This is a genomic window from Flavobacterium fluvii (assembly GCF_900129545.1).
In the GTDB taxonomy this organism is placed as follows: domain Bacteria; phylum Bacteroidota; class Bacteroidia; order Flavobacteriales; family Flavobacteriaceae; genus Flavobacterium; species Flavobacterium fluvii.
Genome location: NZ_FQWB01000006.1, coordinates 104,205 through 129,416, shown reverse-complemented (window position 1 = coordinate 129,416; position 25,212 = coordinate 104,205). Strand labels below are relative to the sequence as shown.

General features: G+C 38.1%; 21 protein-coding genes. 5 read left to right on the top strand and 16 right to left on the bottom strand.

From position 1 onward, the window contains the following. Window positions 1-17: 17 nt before the first annotated feature. The 3 genes from ilvD to BUC16_RS13695 are packed head-to-tail and all read right to left on the bottom strand — an operon-like array spanning window position 18 to window position 4,077. Window positions 18-1,691: a dihydroxy-acid dehydratase gene (gene ilvD, locus BUC16_RS13705; RefSeq protein WP_073371364.1), complete on the bottom strand. Its 1,674-nt coding sequence runs from the start codon at window positions 1,689-1,691 to the stop codon at window positions 18-20. Between the two features lie 48 nt (window positions 1,692-1,739). Then, on the bottom strand, window positions 1,740-2,855 hold the full coding sequence (leuB, locus tag BUC16_RS13700) for a 3-isopropylmalate dehydrogenase (protein ID WP_073371363.1): 1,116 nt from the start codon (window positions 2,853-2,855) through the stop codon (window positions 1,740-1,742). Between the two features lie 46 nt (window positions 2,856-2,901). Continuing rightward, window positions 2,902-4,077 (bottom strand): 2-isopropylmalate synthase, encoded by a 1,176-nt coding sequence (locus BUC16_RS13695; RefSeq protein ID WP_073371362.1) that lies wholly within the window; start codon window positions 4,075-4,077, stop codon window positions 2,902-2,904. 153 nt (window positions 4,078-4,230) lie between these two features. Here BUC16_RS13695 and BUC16_RS13690 point away from each other — a divergent pair, with 153 nt between their 5' ends. Continuing rightward, a complete protein-coding gene (locus BUC16_RS13690; RefSeq protein ID WP_073371361.1) occupies window positions 4,231-5,775 on the top strand; it encodes a hypothetical protein in 1,545 nt (514 codons plus the stop codon). A gap of 48 nt (window positions 5,776-5,823) precedes the next feature. Here BUC16_RS13690 and BUC16_RS17505 read toward each other — a convergent pair whose 3' ends face one another. The 4 genes from BUC16_RS17505 to BUC16_RS13670 all read right to left on the bottom strand — a co-directional run bounded on the left by BUC16_RS17505 (window position 5,824) and on the right by BUC16_RS13670 (window position 14,186). Further along, window positions 5,824-9,483 carry a RemA C-terminal-like gliding motility protein gene (locus tag BUC16_RS17505; protein ID WP_141226163.1) on the bottom strand — a complete coding sequence of 1,220 codons (3,660 nt, stop codon included), beginning with the start codon at window positions 9,481-9,483 and terminating at the stop codon, window positions 5,824-5,826. Between the two features lie 307 nt (window positions 9,484-9,790). Then, on the bottom strand, window positions 9,791-10,141 hold the full coding sequence (locus BUC16_RS13680; RefSeq protein ID WP_396181127.1) for a transketolase C-terminal domain-containing protein: 351 nt from the start codon (window positions 10,139-10,141) through the stop codon (window positions 9,791-9,793). A gap of 263 nt (window positions 10,142-10,404) precedes the next feature. Continuing rightward, window positions 10,405-12,147, bottom strand: coding sequence for a DUF885 domain-containing protein (locus BUC16_RS13675; RefSeq protein WP_073371359.1), 1,743 nt, complete (start codon window positions 12,145-12,147; stop codon window positions 10,405-10,407). 62 nt (window positions 12,148-12,209) lie between these two features. Beyond that, window positions 12,210-14,186 carry an alpha-ketoacid dehydrogenase subunit alpha/beta gene (locus BUC16_RS13670; protein WP_073371358.1) on the bottom strand — a complete coding sequence of 659 codons (1,977 nt, stop codon included), beginning with the start codon at window positions 14,184-14,186 and terminating at the stop codon, window positions 12,210-12,212. Window positions 14,187-14,355: 169 nt separating this feature from the next. Between BUC16_RS13670 and BUC16_RS13665 the strand changes: the two genes are divergently transcribed. Continuing rightward, a complete protein-coding gene (locus BUC16_RS13665) occupies window positions 14,356-14,787 on the top strand; it encodes a hypothetical protein (protein ID WP_073371357.1) in 432 nt (143 codons plus the stop codon). 115 nt (window positions 14,788-14,902) lie between these two features. Continuing rightward, window positions 14,903-15,685, top strand: a complete 783-nt coding sequence (locus BUC16_RS13660; RefSeq protein ID WP_084546242.1) for an RMD1 family protein — start codon at window positions 14,903-14,905, stop codon at window positions 15,683-15,685. Between the two features lie 5 nt (window positions 15,686-15,690). Here the strand turns inward: BUC16_RS13660 and BUC16_RS13655 are convergent, their stop codons facing one another. After that, the gene (locus tag BUC16_RS13655) at window positions 15,691-16,260 is read right to left on the bottom strand and encodes a DNA polymerase ligase N-terminal domain-containing protein (protein ID WP_073371356.1); all 570 of its coding nucleotides are present in this window, start codon (window positions 16,258-16,260) and stop codon (window positions 15,691-15,693) included. Between the two features lie 449 nt (window positions 16,261-16,709). Between BUC16_RS13655 and BUC16_RS13650 the strand changes: the two genes are divergently transcribed. Both BUC16_RS13650 and BUC16_RS13645 read left to right on the top strand, forming a co-directional pair. Next, the gene (locus BUC16_RS13650; protein WP_141226162.1) at window positions 16,710-17,450 is read left to right on the top strand and encodes a hypothetical protein; all 741 of its coding nucleotides are present in this window, start codon (window positions 16,710-16,712) and stop codon (window positions 17,448-17,450) included. A gap of 53 nt (window positions 17,451-17,503) precedes the next feature. Then, window positions 17,504-17,770: a YciI family protein gene (locus BUC16_RS13645; RefSeq protein WP_073371354.1), complete on the top strand. Its 267-nt coding sequence runs from the start codon at window positions 17,504-17,506 to the stop codon at window positions 17,768-17,770. 53 nt (window positions 17,771-17,823) lie between these two features. Here the strand turns inward: BUC16_RS13645 and BUC16_RS13640 are convergent, their stop codons facing one another. The 8 genes from BUC16_RS13640 to trxA form a co-directional block, all read right to left on the bottom strand. Further along, complete coding sequence (locus tag BUC16_RS13640; RefSeq protein WP_073371353.1) at window positions 17,824-18,948, bottom strand: ABC transporter permease; 1,125 nt, start codon at window positions 18,946-18,948, stop codon at window positions 17,824-17,826. 97 nt (window positions 18,949-19,045) lie between these two features. Beyond that, window positions 19,046-20,152: an ABC transporter permease gene (locus BUC16_RS13635; RefSeq protein ID WP_073371352.1), complete on the bottom strand. Its 1,107-nt coding sequence runs from the start codon at window positions 20,150-20,152 to the stop codon at window positions 19,046-19,048. Between the two features lie 97 nt (window positions 20,153-20,249). Beyond that, window positions 20,250-20,984: an ABC transporter ATP-binding protein gene (locus BUC16_RS13630; RefSeq protein WP_073371351.1), complete on the bottom strand. Its 735-nt coding sequence runs from the start codon at window positions 20,982-20,984 to the stop codon at window positions 20,250-20,252. A gap of 158 nt (window positions 20,985-21,142) precedes the next feature. Beyond that, on the bottom strand, window positions 21,143-22,039 hold the full coding sequence (locus BUC16_RS13625) for an ABC transporter ATP-binding protein (protein WP_073371350.1): 897 nt from the start codon (window positions 22,037-22,039) through the stop codon (window positions 21,143-21,145). 43 nt (window positions 22,040-22,082) lie between these two features. After that, window positions 22,083-22,958 (bottom strand): HlyD family secretion protein, encoded by an 876-nt coding sequence (locus BUC16_RS13620; protein WP_073371349.1) that lies wholly within the window; start codon window positions 22,956-22,958, stop codon window positions 22,083-22,085. A gap of 25 nt (window positions 22,959-22,983) precedes the next feature. Beyond that, window positions 22,984-24,228, bottom strand: coding sequence for a TolC family protein (locus BUC16_RS13615; RefSeq protein WP_073371348.1), 1,245 nt, complete (start codon window positions 24,226-24,228; stop codon window positions 22,984-22,986). Next, window positions 24,225-24,818 (bottom strand): TetR/AcrR family transcriptional regulator, encoded by a 594-nt coding sequence (locus tag BUC16_RS13610; protein WP_073371347.1) that lies wholly within the window; start codon window positions 24,816-24,818, stop codon window positions 24,225-24,227. Before BUC16_RS13610 ends, BUC16_RS13615 begins: the two co-directional genes overlap by 4 nt. 80 nt (window positions 24,819-24,898) lie before the next feature. Then, on the bottom strand, window positions 24,899-25,201 hold the full coding sequence (gene trxA, locus BUC16_RS13605) for a thioredoxin (protein ID WP_073371346.1): 303 nt from the start codon (window positions 25,199-25,201) through the stop codon (window positions 24,899-24,901). Between the last annotated feature and the right edge of the window lie 11 nt (window positions 25,202-25,212).

Genomic DNA, 25,212 nt, shown 5'->3' with positions numbered 1-25,212 from the left:
ATTGATATTGTTATTTATTATTTGTCAGTAACACATCCTTCAGAGGCACTGGATACTGAACGCATATATTTAAGTAAAACTCCTTGTTTGATTGGTGATACTGGTTGTTTCCAATTGGCCTTACGCTTAGCGAATTCTTCGTCAGAAATTTTCATGTTGATAGTATTATTCACTGCATCAATTGTAATGACATCTCCGTTTTCGATTAAAGCAATTCCTCCACCTTCGTAAGCTTCTGGAGTAACGTGACCTACCACAAAACCGTGTGAACCTCCAGAAAAACGTCCGTCAGTAATCAAAGCAACTGTGTTTCCTAAACCAGCTCCCATAATGGCAGATGTTGGTTTTAGCATTTCAGACATTCCAGGACCACCTTTTGGGCCGCAATAGCGGATAATGACGACATTACCTGGTTTAACTTCACCTGCTTGTATTCCCCTGATTACATCTTTTTCACCTTCAAAAACTACTGCTGTACCTTCAAAAAACTCTCCTTCTTTACCGCTAATCTTTGCAACACAACCTTCTGTAGCTATGTTTCCGTAAAGAATTTGAATATTTCCAGTAGCTTTTAATGCTTTTTGGATTTCAAAAATCACTTCTTGACCATCGTGTAAGTCAGGAATAGAAGCTAAATTTTCAGCAATTGTTTTTCCGGTTACGGTCAAACAGTCACCGTGCAAGAAACCTTCTTTCAATAAATATTTCATTACTCCCGGAACACCTCCCACATTATGTAAATCTTCCATTAAGTATTTTCCGCTTGGTTTCAAGTCGGCCAATAATGGCGTTTTATCACTGATGTCTTGGAAATCTTTCAATGTCAATTCAATTCCTACAGAGTGAGCCATTGCAATTAAGTGCATTACTGCATTCGTGGAACCTCCTAAAACAGCCACCATCGTAATTGCATTTTCAAATGCTTTACGGGTCATGATGTCTCTAGGCTTAATATCTTTTTCCAATAATATTCTGATGGCTTTACCGGCATCAACACATTCTTGTTTCTTTTCCGGGCTTAAAGCAGGATTAGAAGAACTGTAAGGCAAGCTCATTCCTAATGCTTCAATAGCTGATGACATTGTGTTGGCCGTGTACATTCCGCCACAAGCACCTGCACCAGGACAAGCATTTTGAATTACTCCTTTGAAATCTTCAGGTGTAATCGTGTTCTTGATTTTTTTACCTAAAGCTTCAAAAGCAGAAACAATATTCAAATCTTCACCTTTCCATTTTCCTGGGTGAATCGATCCACCATAAACCATGATGGAAGGACGATTTACTCTACCCATTGCCATTAGTGCTCCCGGCATATTTTTATCACAACCTGGAACAGCAATCATGCCGTCATACCATTGTGCCCCCATAACTGTTTCGATAGAATCTGCAATTACGTCACGGGAAACCAAAGAAAAACGCATTCCGTCATTACCATTGGAAATACCATCACTTACACCAATAGTATTAAAAATCAAACCAACTAAATCTGCAGCCCAGACTCCAGTCTTGATATCTTTAGCCAGGTCATTTAAGTGCATGTTACAAGGATTTCCGTCGTAACCCATACTCACAATTCCTACCTGCGCTTTTTTAAGATCCTCTTCTGTCAAACCAATTCCATAAAACATGGCTTGAGAAGCTGGTTGTGTTTCGTCTTGCGTGATTGTCTTGCTGTATTTATTTAATTCCATTGTTTTTTGTTTAAGGTCTTATTTTGAAACCTATTTTTTTGTATTTAATTATACTATTGTAGATTGTCCTATTTGAACAAAATCTTTTTTGAAATAATCATCTCCCTCGTTCAATATATAATTGGCGATAAAATCTCCTACTTCATTGGTGCCAAATTGGGAATCAACTTTCAAATCCACGGTGACGACATTGCTGAGAATGGCTTTTTCTACCGCTCCAATGACTTTTTTTGCTTCTTGCGTGAGTCCAAAATGTTCCAACAACAAGGCTACCGAAAGTATGGATGCTATTGGATTGGCAATATTCTTGTCTTTTGCTTCGGTATAGCAACCGTGAATCGGTTCAAATAACGAATGCGTGTCACCTATGGATGCCGAAGACATCAATCCGATGGAACCCGAAATAACGCTGGCTTCGTCAGACAAAATATCACCGAACAAATTATCGGTCAGCAAAATGTCAAACTGTCTTGGGTTCACTATAATTTGCATGGCCGCATTGTCCACATACAAACATTCTAAAGTTACCTCTGGATATTCTTTGGCAATTTCCGAAACGACTCTCCTCCACAAACGGGAAGTTTCCAAAACATTGGCTTTGTCCACCAAGGTTACTTTTTTGCGTCTGGATTGTGCGGCTTTGAAAGCTAAATGTGCAATTTTGGCAATCTCGTCTTCATTGTATTCACACAAATCCGAAGCATAAGTTCCAGCTTCGTTGGTTTTTTTTTCTCCAAAATACATTCCCCCGTTCAATTCCCTGTAAACAACGAAATCAGTTCCTTGCAGAACCTCTTTCTTTATGGGTGACGAACCCATTAATTTTGGATAAGCTTTTATGGGTCTAATGTTGGCATACAAACCCAATTCTTTTCTTAGTTTAAGCAAGCCTTGTTCAGGACGTACTTTTGCACTAGGATCATTGTCATATTTTGGGTCTCCAATGGCTCCAAACAAAATCGAATCGGTATTTCTACACAAATTCAAGGTTTGGTCTGGAAGCGGTTTCCCGGTTTTTTCGATGGCAATGGCACCAATGTAAGCATCTTCAAAAATAAACTCGTGATTATAAACCACGCCAATAGCATACAAAGCTTTTTTTGCTTGCAAAGTTACCTCTGGACCTATTCCATCTCCCGAAAGTATTGCTATTTTTAAATTCATTTTCTTTTTTTGTTCAATGTTAATAATGAACGTTGATTGGCCTAAACTAACTTCTTATCAAGTCACTTCCTATTTTGCAAGCTTCAATAATTTGATGAATATCAGTATCTAAAACTTCTTTTTTAATGTCTGCAAATTTCAAGAACTCCACATATACAATGTCCAATTGTACTTTGGTCAACTCGTAACCTACTTTTTTGGCTCTGTATGCCAATGCAGCCCTACCACTTCTTGCTGTAAGAATAATGGAAGACTCATTGACTCCAACTTCCAAAGGATCCATAATTTCGTATGTTTCCCTGTTTTTGATGACACCATCTTGATGAATTCCAGAACTGTGTGAAAAGGCGTTTGCTCCAACAATGGCTTTGTTGGGTTGCACCATCATTCCCATACTGTCAGAAACCAAACGACTCATTTCGTTCAATTGGCGAGTGTTGATGTTGGTATCCAAATTCAAGTAAGGATGTTGCTTGAAAATCATCACCACTTCTTCCAATGCCGTGTTTCCTGCTCTTTCCCCAATTCCATTTATGGTACATTCTATTTGTCTGGCTCCATTGATGGCACCGGCAATCGAATTGGCGGTAGCCATTCCCAAATCATTGTGACAATGACAAGAAATAGTCACGTTTTCGATTCCTTTTACGTTTTCTTTCAAGTATTTTATTTTGGCACCATACTCTTCCGGCAAGCAATAACCTGTCGTGTCTGGAATGTTAAGTACCGTGGCACCTGATTTTATTACTTCTTCACAAACTTGTGCCAAGAAATCATTGTCGGTTCTACCGGCATCTTCCGCATAAAATTCTACGTCTTCAACGAAAGATTTGGCATAAGAAACGGCATATTTTGCCCTGGCAATAATATCTTCTCTCGTGGTGTTCAGTTTGTGTATGATGTGTGAATTTGATGTTCCAATTCCAGTATGAATACGAGGTTTCTTGGCGTGCTTCAAAGCCGCTGCAGCCACATCAATATCATTTTTTACCGCTCTGGTAAGACCACAAACAGTAGCATTTTTTACAATTTTGCTTATTTCAGAAACGGACAAAAAATCTCCGGGACTTGAAACGGGAAAACCGGCTTCAATGATATCGACTCCCATTTCGTCTAATCTATTTGCAATGACGAGTTTTTGATTGGTATCTAATTTGCATCCTGGGACTTGTTCACCATCTCTTAAGGTGGTATCAAAAATTTGGACTTTCTCTCTATTCATTTTAAAATATTTAATGTAATTTCACATCTTCGAACAAAAATAGATTTCATTACTTTAATATAAAATTCATTTTTATAGATTATACTGTTTATAAAGAGAATAAAAACTTTTTAAAGAACTGAAAAACAACAAGTTACATTACTATATTTTACAATGGCTAACCATCAAAAAGATTCTTTATTTGTACTGATAAAATCACTTTCAAAATCTGAAAAAAGACAATTCAAGATTTTTGCGAGCCGACTCGAAACAAGTTCCAATACAAAATTTATAGAATTATTCAATATTTTAGACAAATCGGAAGTCTATGATGAGAAAACCATCTTGAAAAGTGGCATCATCAAGAAAGTGCAATTGTCCAACCTGAAATCGTATTTGTACAAACAAATATTGGTAAGCATCCGTTTGAATATTCCCAGCCAAAACATTCGCTACCAATTAAGGGAACAAATTGATTTTGCCGCCATTTTGTACAACAAAGGCTTGTACAAGCAAAGTTTGAAAATCTTGGACAAGACCAAGCAACAAGCCTTGGAAAATGATGAAAAGTACATGGCATACGAGATTGTGGAATTCGAAAAATTGATAGAATCCCAATACATTACCCGCAGTATTCAAGGCCGTGCCGATGAATTGGCCGTTCAAGCCAAAGAATTAAATTACAAGAACACCATTTCAAGCAAGTTGTCGAATCTTTCGCTCCAATTGTATGGCATCATGCTGAAAACCGGCTATGTAAAAAGTGATGCTGAATACAAATACATCGACGATTATTTCAAGAAACACATCTCTAAATTTGACGAGAAAAAGTATGGATTCCGAGAAAGATACTGGTACTATAATGCCTATTTATGGCGTAGCTTCCTGGTTCAGGACTTTCTGTCGTGTTATAAATATTCACACAAATGGGTGACTCTTTTTTATGACAACAGGAACATGATTTACCTCAATCCAGTTTTTTTCTTGAAAGGAAACCATTATTTGTTGGAGTCGCTGTTCATGTTGAAATACAAGACCAATTTCAAGAAATATCTGGAAATGCTCGAAGAGACCATCAACGATCCCTTGTTTCCGGTAAACGACAATATTTCTTCGCTTTCGTTCCTGTATTTGTACAACAACAAATTGAATTATCACATTTTGGAAGGTACTTTTGCCGAAAGTGAATACCTGATTCCCGAAATTCTGGAAAAAATAAAGCTGCATAGCGAGCATCTGGACGAGCATCACGAGATGTTGTTTTACTACAAGATTGCCAGTATTTATTTTGGTGTCGAAAAATATGCGGAATGCATATTCTATCTGGAAAAAATCATCAACAACAAAAACCTGTATGTTCGGGAAGATTTGGCTTGTTTTGCCCGATTATTGTGCTTGATTGCCCATTATGAATCCGGCAAGGATTTCAACTTGGAAAACCAATTGATAAGCACCTACAAGTTTTTGATCAAAATGAATGATTTGCATGAAGTGCAAAAGGAAATCATCCGCTTTTTGAAAAGATTGAACACCATTTACCCAAGCGATATCAAAAAGGAGTTCATAAAAGTGAAGGAACGTTTTGTCGAACTGGAAAAAAACACCTATGAAAAAAGGGCTTTCCTCTATTTAGACATTATTTCGTGGCTGGAAAGCAAAATCGAAAACCGCAAAATAAGCGACATCATAAAAGAAAAAGCCAAGTTGAGTAATCGATAAATCATTTGCTCAACATCAAAAAAATGGACAATTATAATGGAATTGGCTTCAATAAATTACTTTTTTTGAAACTATTTCACCGTTTTGCAAACTTGTTTTCACAATTAAAACTTGATGACTCGAAACCAAATTTGAAATTACCAACTCATTAGTATTCAGTTTTTCCCTTTGATAAACCTCCTTGCCTGATTCGTCATAAACAACCACTTTTTCCATGTTTTCGGCAAATGAATTTATATTGATTTGCTTGTCTTTGACCGAAACAACAATGCTGTTTTTTAGCATTTCAGTGTCGGTTGTTCCTAGAGTTTTGCCTGCATATCGCAATACAAAACGATCGTCAAAAGTTCCTTCAGTTGTAGAGAAGGTATAGTTCCCACTCTTTAAGTCAACTATTGTATTGGTCAATTTATCTTCGAGAAATACGGGTTGATTGGCCAATAACCCGTCGGTTTGATCAATGTTTATGGTGAATTCTCCAGTAATTACGGTTTTGAAACCCAACGGCACTTCGTCGTTTTCATCAAACGGCAAGGCGCGTCCTTGAATTACTAAATTCTTGTCTTGACTGATGCTGTAAAAATCTACATATTCATTGGCATCAAAACTTTGTCCATCGAAACGACGTTCGTAGTTATTTGTTGCATCGGTCACGTAACCAATTAAAACTTGCTTGAATGCACCTTCCGTATTGCTTAAATTCAACCAAATACGGTGCTTTTCCTTAGTGGGTTTTGCACTGAAAAACTGGATGTTGTCCATTAAGGATCCGTCAGAATTCAAACGCATGTTGTTATTGAACGTGATAGTTCCTGCCGCCTTGATTGTTCCAAAAAAACCTTGTCCAGCTCCTATTTTTCCTGAAGGCACGACACTTCCGCTTGGCGAAGCCGTTCCGTTTCCAACACTAACGCCTCCCACGGCATTATAAGAAGCATAATCATCTGATGTATAGGCGAAAACTCCAGAACCTGCCTTTCCTGGAATGTTCGAAGCTGCTTGAATGGCAGTTTTATGGGTCCAAAAATAAATTGTCCCATCTAAAACGGCTGCATTATAATCCAAAAAAGCTTCTGCATCCAAGGCTGATGGAAAAGGATTTCCTAGAAGTACCGCCGAATTTGTAGGGTTAATGGACAGGGTTTTGGTTCCGTTATTTGGAACACCCTTAAAAGTAGCAGTGATATTGTAGGCATCGTTATCGGATCTTTGCCCTCGAATAATGTAGCCTTTGCCGATGGACATTGTGGTCGAAATATTTACATCAGCCCAATTATCCACAGAAGAATCATAGGAATAAAAAGTTCCATAGGCATAATCTGGAGATATATCCAAGGTTTGATTGGCCACTGGAGATGACCAATAGGTATAATCAGTTTCTATCAGCGAAGGAGTTGTTCTCTTGTAGATAATAGACCCCGTATTTACCGCCTCACCATTCTTCTGTATTAAGCTGGCACTATTTTCAAATGTTAATGTTCCTAAAACGACAACTTCATTGGTAAGGGATAACGATCTGCCCAATTTTATGGTAACATTGGCTCCTGCTGAAATCGTGCAAGAACAACCTGTAATGTCTACATTGGGGTTTGGTGATGGAGGATAATTTCCATTAAAAACCAATATTTGACTTGCTGATGGAGTTCCATTAGACCAAGCGTTGCCATCCCATTTGTTAGTAGCAAGGGGATTAAACACTACATTTGCCGTTGCCAATGAGGTACAGCTTCCATTTGAAGCCGAAAAATTATAGGTTCCAGCCGCAAGTCCTGAAATTGTCATGGTGGTTCCCGTAATTGGATAATTTGTTGCCGCTGTCCCCGTTTGAAATAGAGTTCCTGAAGCAGGCAACCCACTTAAAAAGACACTTCCTGTTGGAGTGGTACAACTAGGCTGGGTTGTTGTTCCTACCGTAGGTGCAACAGGCCTGTCATTAACCGTTATCATCACTTCATTTGATGTCATTGGGCTTCCACAAGTGGGTGTAGAAGTACAGACTACATACCAAGTGCCTGCTGTCAATCCTGCTCCTGTTGGTGTATAGTTTGCCGTAGTTTCCCCCGATATTGGCGTAATCGTTCCACCCGAAACGGAACGTTTCCCCCATTGACGGCTAACAATTACTCCGCCATTAGTTGGACTAGATGTCAAAGCACTTCCAGAAGAACCAATACAAATTATTTGTGCTCCATTTGGCGTTACGGAAACTGCCGATAAATTTGTATTTAGTGTGGCAGTTACGTCTAGTCTTGAAGCACTCTCTCCACAACCGTTTATGGTTTGGCTTGCATAATAATGGGCTCCGTTTACCAATGCGGTAGTGGTGGCCAAAGCGCTGCCTCCGCTGTATGTTGCATACCATTTTATTCCTGTTCCCGTTGCCGCCAGATTAGCCACGGTGGGAAACGAAGCAGAACAAAAGGATTGGGATGATGAACCTGTTGGTGCATTGGGAGTATTGGTTAATTGCAACCACAAATAACTGCGGTTTGTATCACCACATCCAGAATTATTGGCATACACTTCAATATTGGCACTTTGTGAAGTATTCCCGGTTACAACAGTCAAAGTTGTCGTGCCTTGTCCACTAATTACTGACCATCCATTTGGAATGACCCAAATATAGTTCGTTGCATTTGGTACTGAAGCAATACTAAATGTTGCCGAAGTCGAGGCACAATAATTTGTGCCTCCTCCAGAAACAGGGTAAGTCGTACCACCATTCAAAGAAATTCCTCCCGGAGCAGGCATAGCGCCACTTACTGCGATTTTAACAACATTGGAATACAATACATTACAGCTTCCATTTTGCACAACAACACGATAAGAAGTATCAGCAGTGAGATTACTTGCGCCATAATCACTATTAGTATTGGATATAGAATTTACAGTAGTAAAATTATCTATTGAAGATTCCCATCTTAGTATGCTTCCGGTGTAACCACTTAAATTAAGATTCGTATAATTAGCCCCTGAACAGACATTAGTCTTTGGGGATGTCAAGGTTCCTGCTACTGTTGCCGGCGTTACGGTAACAGTTGTCGAAGCACAGGCCGTGGTACTGCATACACCACTATATCGGACATAATAAGTTGTTGTGGATGTTGGTGAAACTGTTATATTGTCTCCTGTCCCAACAGCTGTCCCTCCACAAGAACCTGAAAACCATTGGGCAGTTGCCACCGTTCCTTTCGAACCTCCGCTCAAAGTAAGTGTAATGGAACTTCCATTACAAATAGTTGTCGTTCCTGTTATTCCTGTTGGTGCCACTGAAATGGAATTTACCGATACCGTCACTGCGTTTGATGTTACAGCTGGACTACAGCTACCGCTAACTACAACATTATAACTTCCAGCATCAGTAACAACTGGATTTGTCAAAGTTAGTGTTGTTGTCCCTTGTCCGTTGATGACACCACCGTTTGACACGACAACACCATTTTTTCGCCAGGAATAAGTTAAACCAGTACCCGTGGCGACTACTGAAAGGGTTTGCGTTCCTGTTCCGGAACAAGTTGTAGCCGGAATGACGGGTTGCGTTATGATTGTTGGTGCTAAACAATCGTTGGCTACCACGGTTTGTCCAAACGAAAAATTCACGAAAAACAACAAAACAAGACAAAACCAATTGACACTAATAGCGAACGTATTTTGTAATAGTGATGACCAATAAACATCTCTAGCCATATTTAAATATAATCTATTCATAATTTTAAAAATTAGAACTTTTATACATATTAAATAATACCAATACTATTCAGCGAAGTCTTTCCAATTTCAGATATCACACTCAATAATTTGATATTTTTTTTTAACAAAATTACTTACTAAAATGTTTTTTTTTAACGATTAACGGTAATTTTATTAGTTATTTAACAACAACTAAGTTTATTTGTAAGTTATTACTTTTAAAATGAAAATCCCGTCCTGAGAATCAGAACGGGATCAAAAGCAAGTAATTTCATATAATTAGTAGTATTAATTATATAGAACGAAATTAAAATTTTATTTTATTCTAATACTTCAACAGCTCCAACAATTCATTTTCAAACCTTCCTTTCGGTAAATACTGTTCTTCCAAAGTCTTGGTAAACGGAATCGGACTGTCCAGGCTCGCCACGCGTCTTACCGGTGCATCGAGATGCGGGAAACAATTTTCCATAATCAAGGCCGAAATATCGCTGGCAATTCCCCAAAAAAGAGAGTCTTCCTGCAAAATAATCGCTCTGCCGGTTTTCATTACAGAAGCATAAATGTCTTCCTGACCAATTCCGGAAAACCATTTGGACACTTTCCCTTGTCGGATGAGAATCAACATCTTTTCTTCGATCAACCTTGGCAATAGCAACTTTTTGTACAAATCCAATAATTGGTTGTCGCTAAGATTTTTTCTATCGAAAGTCGTGGCGTATTTATTTTAAGGGTATTCCAAAAGTTCAAAAAAAAGGGCTTTACTTCATCTGGATTATGACAGGCCACAAAGTGCATCATACTTTTTTTTGCCACAGATTTCAAAGATTAAAACTGATTTCCCAAACAAGGCCAAAGGCAACGACCATTCTATTTGAACCGCAAAAAAAATACCGCAAATTTGCGAATTTGCGGTAATTTTTAAGCCTATATTTTGATTTAGTCTTTCGCCAACATCAATTCCTTGATGTATTTGACTGGCGCACTGCCATAGCTCAAGAATTTTTCGTGGAAGGCTTTCAAATTAAATTTATCTCCCTCCTTTTTCTTCAATAATTCCCTCAATTCATAGATTTCGTTGAAACCCGTGTAATACGAACACAATTGCACTTGGCTCAAGGTAGCACGTTTCCACTTCCCGTCAGCTTCGGCTTGTTGCTGGAATCCTTCTCTGGTCATCAATTTAATTGCGTCCTCTTTTGACATGTTTCTGGTGTGGACACTGATGTCCAAAATGGTATTGCAAGTGGCTCTCAAATGAAATTTATAATACATCAACCACATTTCATCCGAATTTTTATAACCGCTTTCCAGCATCATTCTTTCTGCATAAACCGCCCAACCTTCTACCATCGCTCCATTTCCAAAAACAGATTTTATGATGCTTGGCGACTGGTTGCTGTACACCAATTGCGTATAATGCCCGGGAACGGCTTCGTGAATGTTCAAAATTTGCAAGATGTAATCATTGTATTCCCTCAAATAGCTTTCGGCTCTTTCGGCAGTCCAGCCTTGCATGCTGCCCACATTATAGTAAGTATTGCCATTCTTGTCATACGGTCCTGCGGCCGAAATGGATGCACCTGCAACGCCGGCCATATATGCAGGCTCTTTGCGGACAACAAGCGGTTTCGACGGATCGATATAAAGCAAATCTTTGGCTTTTACAAAAGCGGTCAATTCCGGAATTTGTTTCTCTATTTCCGATTGAAATTTTTCTGGCGTGGTGTGCTGCAACGAAACTTTGTCGATTACTTGTTTGATAAGTTCCAATTTATCGGTTGGTTTTGGAGCCGAACCCATGTATTTAGACCATAATTTATCGGCAAGAACAAACATGTCATTATGCAATTCTTTCTTGTGCGCCACTGCTTTTTCATACATTTCATCTGCAGTGTAAGCGGATTGAATGTCGAAATTGAATTTTTTGGCATACAATTCTGCTCCCAAACGGAAAGAACGCGGTGTTTTGTTGTCTAATTTTTTCAACCAATCGGCGTACGATTTAATCGTGGAAACAGCCAATTTTGATTTTTCCAAAATCGATTTTTTCTCGGTTTCCGACAATTTACTTTTGGCCAAGGCCGCAACCAAGTCGGTTTCAAAAACGGAAAGACCACCCAAATTCTGCTCAATGGCCAATTGCGTATGTTCCAAGGTTGGATTTTTGATGTTCTTTTTCGCAGCTTCATAATAGGCCGGAATGTTCTTCATTTTCAAGTCGAAATTTCGCAATCTATTGTCTATCGAATCATAATTTCCATTGAGAATTTCGGCAAAAGCCCCACAAACATTGTATTCTGCGGGATTCCATTCATAAGATTTCATTTCATTGGCGGAGTAAACCGTGCTTTCCAATTGGTTTTTAATCATTTGGAAATCTGTTTTGTTGTTGTCCGAAAGATTTTCCAAACCATAATTTTTCAACGAATCCAAATTGGCGTTAGCGAAATCCAGTGATTTTTTGATAAAATTGGAATCAGGAACAACAAGGACGCTATCCAATTTATGATTCCCCAAGCTTGCAGCCCAATCGGGATTCAATTCCCAAAAAGAGTTTATGAAATGATCCTTGTACAGATCAAATTTCTTGTTGTCGTCTCCCCCTTCGGCGGTTTTTTGGCTTTTATTGCAAGAAGAAAGAAAGACAAGCAACAAAATGGGTAAAATTAATTTTTTCATATTTAGTTTGGTTAAATAATTTATGCCATAAAAATAACATTCTTTTATGAAATAACAATATGTTAATATTGTAACAATTTCAACAACTCCTTTTCAAACCTTCCTTTCGGCAAATATTGGTCTTCCAAGGCTTTTGTAAACGGAATGGGACTGTCGAGACTCGCCACGCGTTTTACGGGAGCATCAAGATAGTGAAAACAATTTTCCATGATCAAGGCCGAAATATCACTGGCAATTCCACCAAACAAGGAGTCTTCTTGATAAATAATAACTCTCCCCGTTTTCTTGACAGAAGCATAAATGGAATCCGTATCCAAAGGCTGCAAGGTCCTCAAATCCAATACATCGGCCGATATTCCAGGATGTTCGGACAAGGTTTCCAATGCCCAATGCACGGCTGCACCATAAGCGATAATGGTGACTTGGTTTCCTTCTTTCAACAAGGCGGCTTTGCCCAACGGAATCGTGTAATAATCGGTTGGGACATCTTGATAAATACTGCGGTACAATTGTTTATGCTCAAAAAACAAAACCGGATTCGGGTCGTTGATGGACTCGTTCAACAAACCTTTGGCATCGAATGGAAAAGCGGGATAAACCACTTTCAAGCCCGGAGTTTTGGTAAACCAGGCTTCATTGGTTTGCGAATGAAAAGGCCCTGCCTGTGTACCGGCACCGCAAGGCATTCGAACCACGACATCGGCTTTTTCCTGCCAACGAAAATGCGATTTGGCCAATAAATTCACGATGGGATTGAATCCCGTGGAAACAAAATCGGCAAACTGCATTTCGACAATGGCTTTGTATCCATTGATGGACAAACCCATTCCGGCCGAAACCACCGCACTTTCGCAGATGGGCGTGTTCCGAACCCGTTCTTTGCCAAACTGCTCGACAAATCCATCGGTAATTTTGAAAGCGCCACCATATTCTGCAATGTCCTGCCCCATGATGACCAAGTTTTCATGACGCTCCATCGATTGTCTCAAACTGCTGGAAATAGCATCTATAAACCGAATGTTTTTAACTTCTTTTGAATATTTAACTTCTTGAAATTCAAATGTTTTATAAACATCATTTAATTCTTCTTCATAAGTAGATTCAATTTCAGATTCGGCATTGGCAATGGCCCAATCTTTGTCGATTTCTTCCTTGATTTCGGCATGCAAAAAGGCATCAAAATCCTCGGTAAGAATTCTGTTTTTTTTTAAATAGTTTCTGTAATTTTCCACGGGATCTTTCTTTGCCCACAATTCCATCAACTCCTGCGGAACATACTTGGTACCGCTCGCCTCTTCGTGTCCCCGCATCCTAAAGGTTTTGAATTCCAGTAAAACAGGACGGGGATTCTCCACCATCGAAACTTTCAATTCCGACAATTTGTTATAGATTTCCAAAATATTGTTTCCATCCAGAATATGGCTTTCCATTCCATAACCAATGCCTTTATCCACCAGATTTTCACAGCGAAATTGCTCGTTGGTGGGAGTCGAAAGGCCGTAACCATTGTTTTCGATGATGAACATCACAGGCAATTCCCAAACGGCGGCAATATTCAGGGCTTCGTGAAAATCGCCTTCACTCGTGGCTCCTTCGCCGGTAAATACTGCCGTAATTTTTCCGTTTTGTTTCAGTTTGTTTGCCAAAGCTATGCCGTCGGCAATACCTAATTGCGGCCCTAAATGAGAAATCATTCCGATAATCTTGTAGTGTTGCGTGCCAAAATGGAAACTGCGATCACGACCTTTGGTAAAACCATTGGCCTTGCCTTGCCATTGCGAAAAAAGTCGGTATAAAGGAATGTTTCTGCCTGTAAAAACGCCCAAGTTTCGATGCATCGGCAAAATGTATTCATCGGAATCCAAAACCGCCGTGACCCCTACGGAAATGGCTTCCTGTCCAATTCCGGAAAACCATTTGGACACCTTTCCTTGACGAATGAGAATCAACATCTTTTCTTCGATTAATCGGGGCAACAGCAAACTTTTGTATAAATCCAATAATTGGTCGTTGCTGAGATTTCTTCTGTCGAAAGTCATAAATGGGTTTCTTGAATTGTCGTTTAAAAATAGGAAAAAAATACAGTTTGGAGGCGTAATAATCCTTTTTTTTATCCAAGGATTTTTTTTTTGATTTCTTAATGTATGCGGATTGAAAATTTTAATATATTTATAATAATTTACAAACTAAACCTTTAATGATATATCTATGAAAAAGAAACTTCTTATTATGTCAATGCTGTTTGGCGTATTTTCGTTTTCGAACGCACAAAGTATTGGAGACCTTACCAAGTCTGCAAATTCAACAGCCAGCAAAGCAGCAAGTGCAGCAACAAATTCTTTTGATGTTGCCGGTATTGCAAATCAAGTGATGGGGTTGCTTTCGCCAAAACTTAAATTGTCAGAATCCCAAAAACCGTTAGTCAATTCATTGGTAAACGAATTGCTGAACAAAAAGAAAAACATTTTACCGACAGCCGTTTCAGATAAAGCGGGCTATGCATCGAAAATGACGGCCATCAGGGATTTATTTCCTGCCAAAATGAAAAAAATAATTAAACCAGAGCAATATACGGCACTTCTGGGATTGTTGCCAAAATCGGCTTCATCTCCATCGGTTTTGACCAAAATGTTGTATTAATAGTACTCTAAAATGAATTTCAATCAAAAACCGAGACTCCCGTCTCGGTTTTTTAATGCCTAAAACAATGTTTTTGTAAGGCATTTTTTCTGTAAATTTGTATAAACAGTTTGTCATGGAAATCAGAATCGAAGCTGTCCAAATTGCCGAATCCTTCAACATCAAGAAATTCCGTGCCGAGTTTCGTGCCGAAGTATTTTCGGGCTCCACTTCCGAAGTGTTTTATGCATTGACGGAGAATAACCGCTATTTGTATGTCTTTGATTACGGCGTGGTGGTTTTTGCCAATTATGATGCAATAGCCAAAAGTGAATGCATTCAATTTATGAAAAGTTACGCCACTAAAATTGTCGATTTGGATTTATCCGAAGAATACAGAATCATCACGGACGAAAGACTAAACAAGGTTTTGGTCAAAAATGATTATGTTACCGTTGCGCAAATCGACTCTTCCCTGTTGCGAATCGTGATGCTCAACATCGGGCAATCAGTGGCATTGGAGCATTACGAGGTTTTGACGGACGAACTCATCACCTCTTCCAAACATTATATCCAGGAACTGGAAAATCATGGAAAACTGAGTATTTCCAAAACAAATTTGCTGAAATACATTGGCAAGGTATTGAACGTCAAAAACAGTATTGTCGATAATTTATACATTTTGGACGATCCCAATTTGGTTTGGGACAATGAAGAACTAAACTTGTTGAATCGCCACCTCAAAGCCAATTTTGACATCAATCCCCGTTTCAAGGATTTGGACTATCGACTTCAAATTGTCGAAAACAACCTGACCCTTTTTACCGATGTGCTAAACGTTCGAGAAAGCGCTCGATTGGAATGGGTGGTTATTATATTGATTGCCCTTGAAATTATAATTGCCTTATTTTTTCATTGAAAGTTTTACTCCAATTCGTCCAAAGTCATATCGGAAAGAACAGATTTGTCTTTGAGCAAAACATCCGAATCAGTCGCATATTCGTCATCCTTTTTTATCAAAAGCCAAGCATTTTTCTGGTTGACATGTAATCGAACCAAGGCAAATTCGCCTTTCAATTTCTTGCCGTCCAGGATAAAATCCAGTTTTCCGTTTCGAATATCTTCTTTATATTGGTTTTCAACGGTAGTGCCGTTTCGTTGATTAGACAAAGCATAAGTTCCTTTATCCCAAACGATAACGTTCCCTGCGCCATAATTTCCTTCGGGAATAGTGCCTTCAAAATCCTTGTAAGCATAAGGATGGTCTTCCACCATTATAGCCAATCTCTTCTCTTCTGAATGCATCGACGGCCCTTTTGGGATGGCCCAACTTTTCAATACGCCGTCCATTTCAATCCGAAAATCGTAATGCAAATGGGAGGCTGCATGCTTTTGTACTACAAAAATCAACTCGTTTTTTGATTTTTTGATAACGCCTTCAGGTTCCTTGGTCGAATTGAAATTGCGTTTTAGATTGTATTTACTCAAATCCATAGTCTTGGGGATTAGTTTTAAAAGTAATGTAAAAGGTACGATTTTTAAATTTATTTGCTGTAAGAAAGCTTATTTCTTTAAACGAAAAAGAAGAGAATTAATTTTGTAATATTCTCTTTTTCAATTTTTTGCATTTAATTTAACAAGACCTTCTTCCCCAACAGGGTCAATATATCCCTTGAAAAATCAGAATTGACACAGCAGTTGTTAAAATAAAATTGTAGGATTAATTTTAGGCGGAATAAAATAAATTTCTGAAAAAGCAGGCTTGGATAATTTTCTTAATTTTGTAACTAAAACCAGAATGGAAACCATCAATAAAGTCATGAAAATTGAAATTCCAAAAGTGAAAACAAACTAAAATAGTTGCCAACGCACCAATGAAAAAACTTAAAAAAATAGTCCAAGTTATTTTTCTTTCCATTGGAAGTTTAGCAATATTGTTTTTAATGTCCTTTCTAATCAGAAAAATCAGGGTTGAAAACGAAACCAAAATAATAAATGCAACAAATTTTGTGGTTCATTATAACGGAATTCTCGAAAGTGAAGCCGTAGCTATTTCCAAAGTTCTCGAATTGAATTATGAAAGAATTAGAACCGATTTAAACGACCCAAAACACGAAAAAATTACTGTTTATATTCATCCAAATCAAAATGAATTTAACGACGCGACCGGTTTGCCAAACAGTAATGCAAATGGAACCAGCCGTGGCCCTTTGGCATTCCATTTAAAATATGAAACTTGGTACAACAGCATTTTTCCACAGAAAATGGAAAAAGTGGCTGTTCACGAATTTACGCATTGCGTTCAACTCAATATTCTAATACAAGAGGCACTCTCGAAATCCCACAATGAAAAAGCATCTGATTTTGATGAAAATTTTGAGAAAGAATTTAAAAAAAACTATCCTCAATGGTTTTGGGAAGCGGTTTGCGATTATGAAGCAGGCATAGTAAACAACTCAAGTGTAAATTACGGAATGAAGAACAAACCTACTTTGAAAGAATTAAACAACAGCAACCAAATTTACAATGTGGGTTATACCATAGTGGAGTATTTTGTATCAAAATATGGAAAAGACAAACTGCCGGAATTTATAAAATCCTATTGTAATTTCGAAAAAGTGCTTGGAGTTACAGAAAAGGAATTTGAAACGGAATGGCATAAATTTGTGGAAGAAAAATATTAGTGAATAATCACCAACATATTATAAATAATGTTAAACCATAAAAAAGAACAGATATGAAAGCAGTATTGATTGGAGAATCCTCTGGAGCAAGCATGGATGAAATAATGTCCGTTTATCCACGCCATAAAATAGTAGTTGATGAATTTATTGCCAAAGGCGTTGTTTTGGGAATAGGACCATTTTCAGACAGGGGAAACATGGCTATATTCAAGACAAGAAAAGATGCGGAAGACTTTGCCCAGGCCGATCCATTCATTTTGGAAGGTTTGCTCAAATCATTCGTAATAAAGGATTGGGGCGACTCCTTGTTGCCTGAATAATTTTAGAACTGGCAATTCCAGTTAACACAGATAAGTAACCCGTTTCAGGTTCCTTAATTCACTTTTCTATAACTCCAAACCGCTATCCAGTTCAAGGCAAAAGCATAGAAAACAACGATAAAAAACGGTCTGGATATATCCGAAAAGTTAGCCCCTTTCAACATTACCATCCGGATAATTTCCACAAAATACCGAATCGGATTGAGGAAAGTAACATTTTGTGCCCATTGAGGCATACTTTCGATGGGCGTGAACAATCCGCTCATCAAGATGAAGATAACCGAAAAGAACCAAGCTATAAACATTGCTTGTTGCTGCGTGTCGGAATGGTTGGAGATAATTAAGCCGATGCCTAGAATGACCAACAAATAGACTGAAGTAAAAAAATAAATCAAGCCAATATTTCCTAAAACAGGAACACTGAAAACGGCTATTGCAATGATTAAACCCACTGTCAAAATCACCAATCCCAAGACCCAAAACGGAAACAATTTTCCGATGATGAACTGGTATTTTTGAATGGGCGTCACGTTGATTTGTTCCAAAGTCCCCATTTCCTTTTCACGAACAATGTTCATCGAAGACAGAAACAGCGTGAGCATTGTCACCAACAACACCAAAATTCCAGGAACCATGAAGGTTTTGTAATTCAACGTATTGTTGTACCAAAATGACGGAATCGTGACAATATTCAGGGGTTGAATGTAGGAAGCTTCGTTGTATTGGTACAATTGTGTTTGAATCTTTTGGTTAAAACCGTTGATGATTTGCGAAATATAGACACTCTCCACTCCTGCCGCCGCACCGTCGATGGCGTTGATGCTTACCGATAGATTGGTGAAATTCTCAGTGATTAAATCGCGTTCAAAATGATTCGGGATTTCGAGTATGGCATCCACTTTTCCGGTTTGCATCTGGAAATCGGCTTCTTTTTTGGACGAAAAGCTTTCAATGATGTTGAAATATTGGGAAGCTTCAAATTTCGAAATCAATTCCCTGGAAGCCGCGGAATGGTCGTTGTCCACATAAGAAAACTTGATGTTCTTGATTTCAAAACTCGCCGCATTCGACAAAATAAGCAATTGCACCATCGGCAAGACAAATATAATGGGCAGCATTGCTTTATTTCTAAAGATTTGCCGGAACTCTTTTTGGATGATGAATACTATTGTTTTCATAAATGGGACGCGGATGAAACTGATTTTAACGGATTTTCGCAGATTTTTTATTTTTTCATTGCCATTGATATTGGCATTGCCATTGAAATTGATATTTTCATTCCAACCTGATTTTATATTTTTTGATACTTACCACTATAAAAAACACCGTCATTCCGACCAGAATTAGTGTTTCTTTCCAAATCACGTTTATGGTTGCTCCTTTGAGCAAAATGGCCTTGATGATGATGATGAACCATTTGGCTGGAATAATGTTGCTGATGATTTGCAAGGCCATCGGCATACTCGAAACGGGGAAAATAAATCCCGAAAGCAGGATGACGGGCAGCATCAATCCCATCAAGGACAGCATCATGGCCGTTTGTTGCGAATTGGAAACCGTCGAAATCAATATGCCCAACGAAAGTGCCGTGGTGATGAACAAAACACTTTCGAAAGCCAATAAAAACAAGTTTCCTTCAATAGGCATTCCGAATACAAAAAATCCCAAAAGCAGGATAATGGTGGCGTTGATTATGGAAAGTAAAATATACGGAAACACCTTGCCAATGATAACTTGAAAAGGTTTCAAGGGTGAAACCAACAATACTTCCATCGTTCCCAATTCCTTTTCCCTAGTAATGGAAATGGAAGTCATCATTGCCGAAACCAGCATCAAAATGATGGTCATGACACCGGGAACAAAGTTGAAAACACTCTTCAATTCGGGATTGTAATACAATTGGGTTTGCGTTTGTATGAGGTGACTAGCTTTGCTGTTTTTATTGATTTCCTGCGTGTAATTTAGTAAAATGGAGTTGACGTAATTTGCAATAGTATTGGCCATATTGGGGTCGGTGGCATCCGTAATCACTTGTACTTTGGCTTGTTTGAGTGTTTGCAGATTTTTGATAAAATCGGTTTCGAATACCAAAACGGCCTTTACCTTTCCTTTTTGGAAAACGCTTTCAATCTGGTTTTCATTGACAATATCCTGTTCGATATTAAAATATTCGGAAGCCCTGATTTTTTTGATTATTTTGTGAGTTTCATCGTCTTTCGATTTGTCCAGAATCGCAATATTGACGTTGTTGATTTCGTTGGTAATGGCAAAACCAAACAACATGATTTGGGCAATGGGCATCCCGAAAAGAATGAACATAGTTCTTTTGTCACGAAAAATGTGATAGAATTCTTTAGTCACAAAACCGATGAATCTTTTCATTTTAAACCTTTAATTTTTTTTAACCATTAAGATATTTAAGAAAATTAAGCACAATCTTTAACTTAATAAATCTTAATATCTTAATGGTTTAAATCTGTTATTCCACATTTCTCGCCAATTTCAAGAACACATCGTTCATCGACGCCACATTGTATTTCTTTTTCAAGTTTTTAGGTGTGTCGAGCGCTTCGATGCTTCCTTCGACCATAATGGAAACGCGATCACAATATTCAGCTTCGTCCATATAATGCGTGGTGACGAAAATCGTGGTTCCTTTATCAGCTTCGGCGTAAATCATTTCCCAAAATTGTCTTCTGGTGATGGGGTCAACGCCACCTGTAGGCTCATCGAGAAAAACGATTTTTGGTTCGTGCAACAAAGCCACCGAAAAGGACAATTTCTGTTTCCAACCCAAAGGCAACGAACCAACCAATTTATCGACAGCATCTTCAAGTTCCAATTGTGACACCAATTTTTCCGTTTTTTCCTTGATTTGATTCCTGCTCAAACCATAAATTCCACCAAAAAAAGTGATGTTTTCCTTGATGGTCAAATCGTCATACATCGAAAATTTTTGACTCATGTAACCAATGCTCCGTTTGACCATTTCGGTGTTGGTTTTCACGTCAAAACCCGCAACCAAGGCTTCCCCGGAAGTGGGTTTGGAGATTCCTATAAGCATTTTCATCGCGGTTGTTTTTCCCGCACCGTTCGCACCCAAAAAACCAAAAATCTCTCCTTTGTACACTTCAAAAGAAATACTGTTGACCGCGATAAAGTTGCCAAATTGCTTGGATAGATTTTGAACTGCTATTATTTTTTCTTTTGTCATATTTTTTAAACCACAAATTGCACAAATTTATTTGGCCACAGATTTGCTTCGCCTGTTCGCTATCGCTCGAGTCACAGATTATCACAGATTTTTTCAAAATAACCAATACAAATAAATCCGTGACAATCCGCTTCATCCGTTTTATCCGTGTGCCATTTTTATAAATCCATAAAAACGTCCTCTATTGTTGGTCTCGAAATATTGATTTCTATTTCGGAATGCTTGTTCTTTTCCAAATATGCTGCCAAATCTTTTGGATTAAAACCAGCACTTTTATCAATATAATGAATGTATTCTCCAAAAGCATAAACGCTGTACTGGCTTGGATAATTTTTTAAATCCAGAATCAGTTGGTGCATGTTTTGGGTTCGAACATCATAAATAACTTTGTCGTAATTCTTGATGATGTTTTCGGGACTGTCTATTTTCAAAATACTTCCTTTTTGGAGGAGTGCAATTCGGTCACACAAAGCCGCTTCGTCCATATAAGGCGTGGAAACCAAAATCGTGATGCCTTTTTGTTGCAATCTTTTGAGCATTTCCCAAAATTCTTTTCGGGAAACGGGATCCACTCCCGTTGTTGGTTCGTCGAGAAACAAGACTTTGGGTTTGTGGATCAAGGCGCAACACAAAGCCAGTTTCTGTTTCATTCCGCCCGAAAGTACTCCTGCCCTTCTCGTTTTGAAAGGCTCTATTTGAATGTAAATATCCTTGATTAAATCATAATTTTCTTCAATCGTTGTCCCGAAAATCGTGGCGAAAAAAGTCAAGTTTTCCTCCACGGACAAATCTTGGTACAAAGAAAATTTTCCCGGCATATAACCCACCGAATCCCGAATGGCTTTATAATCCTTAATAACGTCAAAACCAGCCACAATTGCCGAGCCTTCATTAGCCAACAAAAGCGTGGTCAAAATCCTGAAAATCGTTGTTTTTCCTGCTCCGTCTGGTCCAATCAATCCAAATAATTCTCCTTCTTTTACTTCAAAAGTAATGGCTTCAACAGCTTTGGCTTTGTTGTAAGATTTGGAAATATTTTGGACAATAATACTCATACTCAATAACAATTTCAAAAATCAATTTCAATGCAATAAAAATTTATTTAATCCACATTTCGGCCGGCATTCCAATTTTTAAACTGCCGTCATTTTTAACTTTTACTTTTACGGCATAAACCAAATTTACTCGTTCTTCCTTGGTTTGGACAATTTTTGGGGTAAACTCGGCCGAAGACGCAATCCAGGAAATCGTTCCTGGACAAGATTTCATCTCTTTTTCGGCATCTATTTTCACGGTCACGTTTTGACCTATTCTTATTTGGGACAATTGGGTTTCACCAACATAAACACGCAAGGTCATTTCCGAAATATCGGCAATTTTATAGATGGGTTTTCCAAAAGCGGTCACTTCATTCGGTTCGGCATATTTTACCAAAACCGTTCCTTTAATTGGATTTATGATTTTGCTTTTCTGGATTTGGTCGTTGATTTTTTCGATTTGGACATCAATCGATTTTACTTCGTTTATGATGGGTGAATTCTGGGTTTGAACGCTTTTTATTTGTTCCAAAATAACACTCACTTTTCCGTCAATTTCATCCACTTGTCGTTTTGTTGCGGCATTTTCGGCAAACATGTTTTGTATTCTTTTTTTCTCGATTTGTGCTGTTTTGAGTTGCTCCTGCAAGACTTTGATTTGTGACAACACGTTTTCCGATTTCGAAAAAACGGTGCTTTTGGAAGCCATTAATTGTTGTTTATTGAAATACAATTGGGTGGTGTCAATCAATCCCACTTGAGTTTTTGGTTCCAAAATATCGCCTTCTTCCAGTTTTAAATACTCGATTTTGCCATTGGCTTCCGCCGAAATCGTGACTTCCGTTGCTTCAAAATTCCCGTAGCCATCAGCTTTATCGTTGTTTTTGTTGCAGGAAATCAGGCTTGATAAAATTAAAAGTGTGATTATTTTTTTCATTATTATTGTTTTTAAACCTTTGTTATTAATTTCCTTTAGCTACTTGATAATTCGCTTTCGCCAAAGCCAACTGGATTTCGTGCAACTTTTGATTGGTTCGGGCTTCGTACAAATTCGTGAATTCCACCAAATATTCCGAAGTGGTGATCACGCCGTTTTTTAATTGGGCATTGGCCGATTTTTCAACAGATTCCCTTAAATCGATAATTTCTATGTCGGTTTTGATGATTTCCTCGGATTTTTTTATTTCGTTTTCCATTTCCTGCAATTGCAAGGAATTGTTGAGTAAAAATGTCTCTCTTTCCGTGGCTACAATATCGGCAGAAACGGTTAATGCGTCTTTTTCGGCTTTGGATTTGTTCCAGTCAAAAACATTCCAATTGGCTCTCAAGCCGACCATAAAAATGGGCTGAAACGAATTGTTGATCATGTCCAAACCCGGATTTCCATAACCTGCAGTTCCAAAAGCATTTATTTTTGGCAAATTATTTTTGGAAACAACGACCTTCGAAGCTTCAATTTGTTGGTTTTGAAAATCAAAATATTTCAATTCTGGACGATTGTTTGCAGCAGTTTCCTCGGTAATTATGATTGGTTTTTGCAAAGTGGTCGTTTCTGGAACAGTTGTGTAAGTCAAGGAAGAAAGGTTTTCGAACAAGCGTTTTTTGTCAAATTTAATTTCCGAAAGTTGTTGCTTGATTTTCAGGTTTTCGGCTTCCAACACTTTTTCGGAGGCAGGAAGAATCGCGCCGTATTGAATTCCAGATTTGACTTCTTTTATCTTGGTAACCAATTGTTCTTGTTTGGAAACCAAAATATCTTTTCGTTCTTGTAACAGTAAAATGGAGAAAAATAACTGATTGATTCTGGCTTTGAGTTGGTATAAATTGACTTCGACTTGTTGCTGCTGTGTTTTGGCCTGGGTCTCTTTGAGTTTGGTGTTTGCGTCAATCAATCCACCGTTGTAAATGAGTTGGTTGACGTCCAAGTTCACACGATATTGGTCTTTATTCAAAGGTTCAATAAATGGATTTGGAATCGTGGTCACCTGATTTTGATAGGTTCCCTGTGCATTCAAATCAACTTTTGGGAGTTTTCCCGTTTTCAAGGCCTCCACTTCGTAATCGGATTTTTGTTGCAACAATCCAATTTGTTTGGCAATGGGATAATTCTTGTTGGCCAAAGCATAACAATCTTCCAATGTCAATGATTGCTGGGCATTGGAATAAAATACAAGCAATAAAAAGGATGTAATTAGTATTCTGTTCATCTTTTTATGGAATTTATGATTTGTTCGGCAATGCTGGTTTTTCGTTCTTCCATCATTTGGTTGAAAGCCGCATCGGAAATTTGCAACATCCCTTTGACCATCATTTGCGCTGCAAAAGGAAAAACCGTCAATGAAATGATGTTCATCAAAAGTTGTTTGGGATTGATGGGTTTGATGATTCCATCGGCGATTTCTTTTTCAATTTGTGAAACCAGCAAGGTAGGATTGGGTCTGTTTTCATTCTTTAAAAACGACATTACAAAAGCTGGATTGTTGTTCATTTCCTGAATGACAAATTGGGGCAAATAGGGATTTTGTATCACGAATGAAATGTAGCTGTGGGTAAACTTCCTTATTTTGTCAAAAACGCTGTCATTGGAACTGAAAATATCGTTGATTTGTGGTGCCAATTGACCAAAAGCATTCATGAAAACGGCTTCAAACAACAACTGTTTGTTCTTGAAACAATAATGCAACATCGCTTTGTTGATGCCCGCTTCATCTGCAATTTCCTGCATTCTCGCTCCCGCAAAACCTTTCTTTTGGAAAATTATTCGGGCGGAATTGAATATTTTTTCTTCGGTGGTCATTTTGATTTAACTATACGGTTTAACCATTTGGTTAACAAAGATAAATAAAAAAAGTATTTCGTGATGAAATACTCCAAATTTTAATGACTTTTTGCGACTATGTTTCTTATAATTTCTTCTTTGGACAAAACTCCGGATTCTCGCCATAACTGTTTGCCCTTTTGATACAAAATTATGGTGGGAACACCACGAACCTGATATTTCGAAGCCAAAGCCTGATTTTTGTCCACATCAATTTTCAATATAGTAATGCGTTCACCCAAACTGTCTTTCACCTCTTTTAAAATGGGAGCCAATGTTTTGCAAGGTCCACACCAAGTGGCGAAAAAATCAATTAAAACCGGTTTTTCTGATTGTATAATGTTTTCGAAACTAGTGCTCATTTATTATGCGA

What these genes read in the sequence shown, in the direction of transcription:
- BUC16_RS17505 (WP_141226163.1), bottom strand. Translation starts at nt 9,483, where the DNA reads ATGAATAGATTATATTTAAATATGGCTAGAGATGTTTATTGGTCATCA.
- BUC16_RS13615 (WP_073371348.1), bottom strand. Translation starts at nt 24,228, where the DNA reads ATGAACAGAATACTAATTACATCCTTTTTATTGCTTGTATTTTATTCC.
- BUC16_RS13630 (WP_073371351.1), bottom strand. Translation starts at nt 20,984, where the DNA reads ATGACAAAAGAAAAAATAATAGCAGTTCAAAATCTATCCAAGCAATTT.
- BUC16_RS13670 (WP_073371358.1), bottom strand. Translation starts at nt 14,186, where the DNA reads ATGACTTTCGACAGAAGAAATCTCAGCAACGACCAATTATTGGATTTA.
- BUC16_RS13675 (WP_073371359.1), bottom strand. Translation starts at nt 12,147, where the DNA reads ATGAAAAAATTAATTTTACCCATTTTGTTGCTTGTCTTTCTTTCTTCT.
- BUC16_RS13660 (WP_084546242.1), top strand. Translation starts at nt 14,903, where the DNA reads ATGGAAATCAGAATCGAAGCTGTCCAAATTGCCGAATCCTTCAACATC.
- BUC16_RS13635 (WP_073371352.1), bottom strand. Translation starts at nt 20,152, where the DNA reads ATGAAAAGATTCATCGGTTTTGTGACTAAAGAATTCTATCACATTTTT.
- ilvD (WP_073371364.1), bottom strand. Translation starts at nt 1,691, where the DNA reads ATGGAATTAAATAAATACAGCAAGACAATCACGCAAGACGAAACACAA.
- BUC16_RS13625 (WP_073371350.1), bottom strand. Translation starts at nt 22,039, where the DNA reads ATGAGTATTATTGTCCAAAATATTTCCAAATCTTACAACAAAGCCAAA.
- BUC16_RS13665 (WP_073371357.1), top strand. Translation starts at nt 14,356, where the DNA reads ATGAAAAAGAAACTTCTTATTATGTCAATGCTGTTTGGCGTATTTTCG.
- BUC16_RS13695 (WP_073371362.1), bottom strand. Translation starts at nt 4,077, where the DNA reads ATGAATAGAGAGAAAGTCCAAATTTTTGATACCACCTTAAGAGATGGT.
- BUC16_RS13645 (WP_073371354.1), top strand. Translation starts at nt 17,504, where the DNA reads ATGAAAGCAGTATTGATTGGAGAATCCTCTGGAGCAAGCATGGATGAA.
- BUC16_RS13640 (WP_073371353.1), bottom strand. Translation starts at nt 18,948, where the DNA reads ATGAAAACAATAGTATTCATCATCCAAAAAGAGTTCCGGCAAATCTTT.
- BUC16_RS13650 (WP_141226162.1), top strand. Translation starts at nt 16,710, where the DNA reads ATGTCCTTTCTAATCAGAAAAATCAGGGTTGAAAACGAAACCAAAATA.
- leuB (WP_073371363.1), bottom strand. Translation starts at nt 2,855, where the DNA reads ATGAATTTAAAAATAGCAATACTTTCGGGAGATGGAATAGGTCCAGAG.
- BUC16_RS13690 (WP_073371361.1), top strand. Translation starts at nt 4,231, where the DNA reads ATGGCTAACCATCAAAAAGATTCTTTATTTGTACTGATAAAATCACTT.
- BUC16_RS13655 (WP_073371356.1), bottom strand. Translation starts at nt 16,260, where the DNA reads ATGGATTTGAGTAAATACAATCTAAAACGCAATTTCAATTCGACCAAG.
- BUC16_RS13610 (WP_073371347.1), bottom strand. Translation starts at nt 24,818, where the DNA reads ATGACCACCGAAGAAAAAATATTCAATTCCGCCCGAATAATTTTCCAA.
- BUC16_RS13620 (WP_073371349.1), bottom strand. Translation starts at nt 22,958, where the DNA reads ATGAAAAAAATAATCACACTTTTAATTTTATCAAGCCTGATTTCCTGC.
- trxA (WP_073371346.1), bottom strand. Translation starts at nt 25,201, where the DNA reads ATGAGCACTAGTTTCGAAAACATTATACAATCAGAAAAACCGGTTTTA.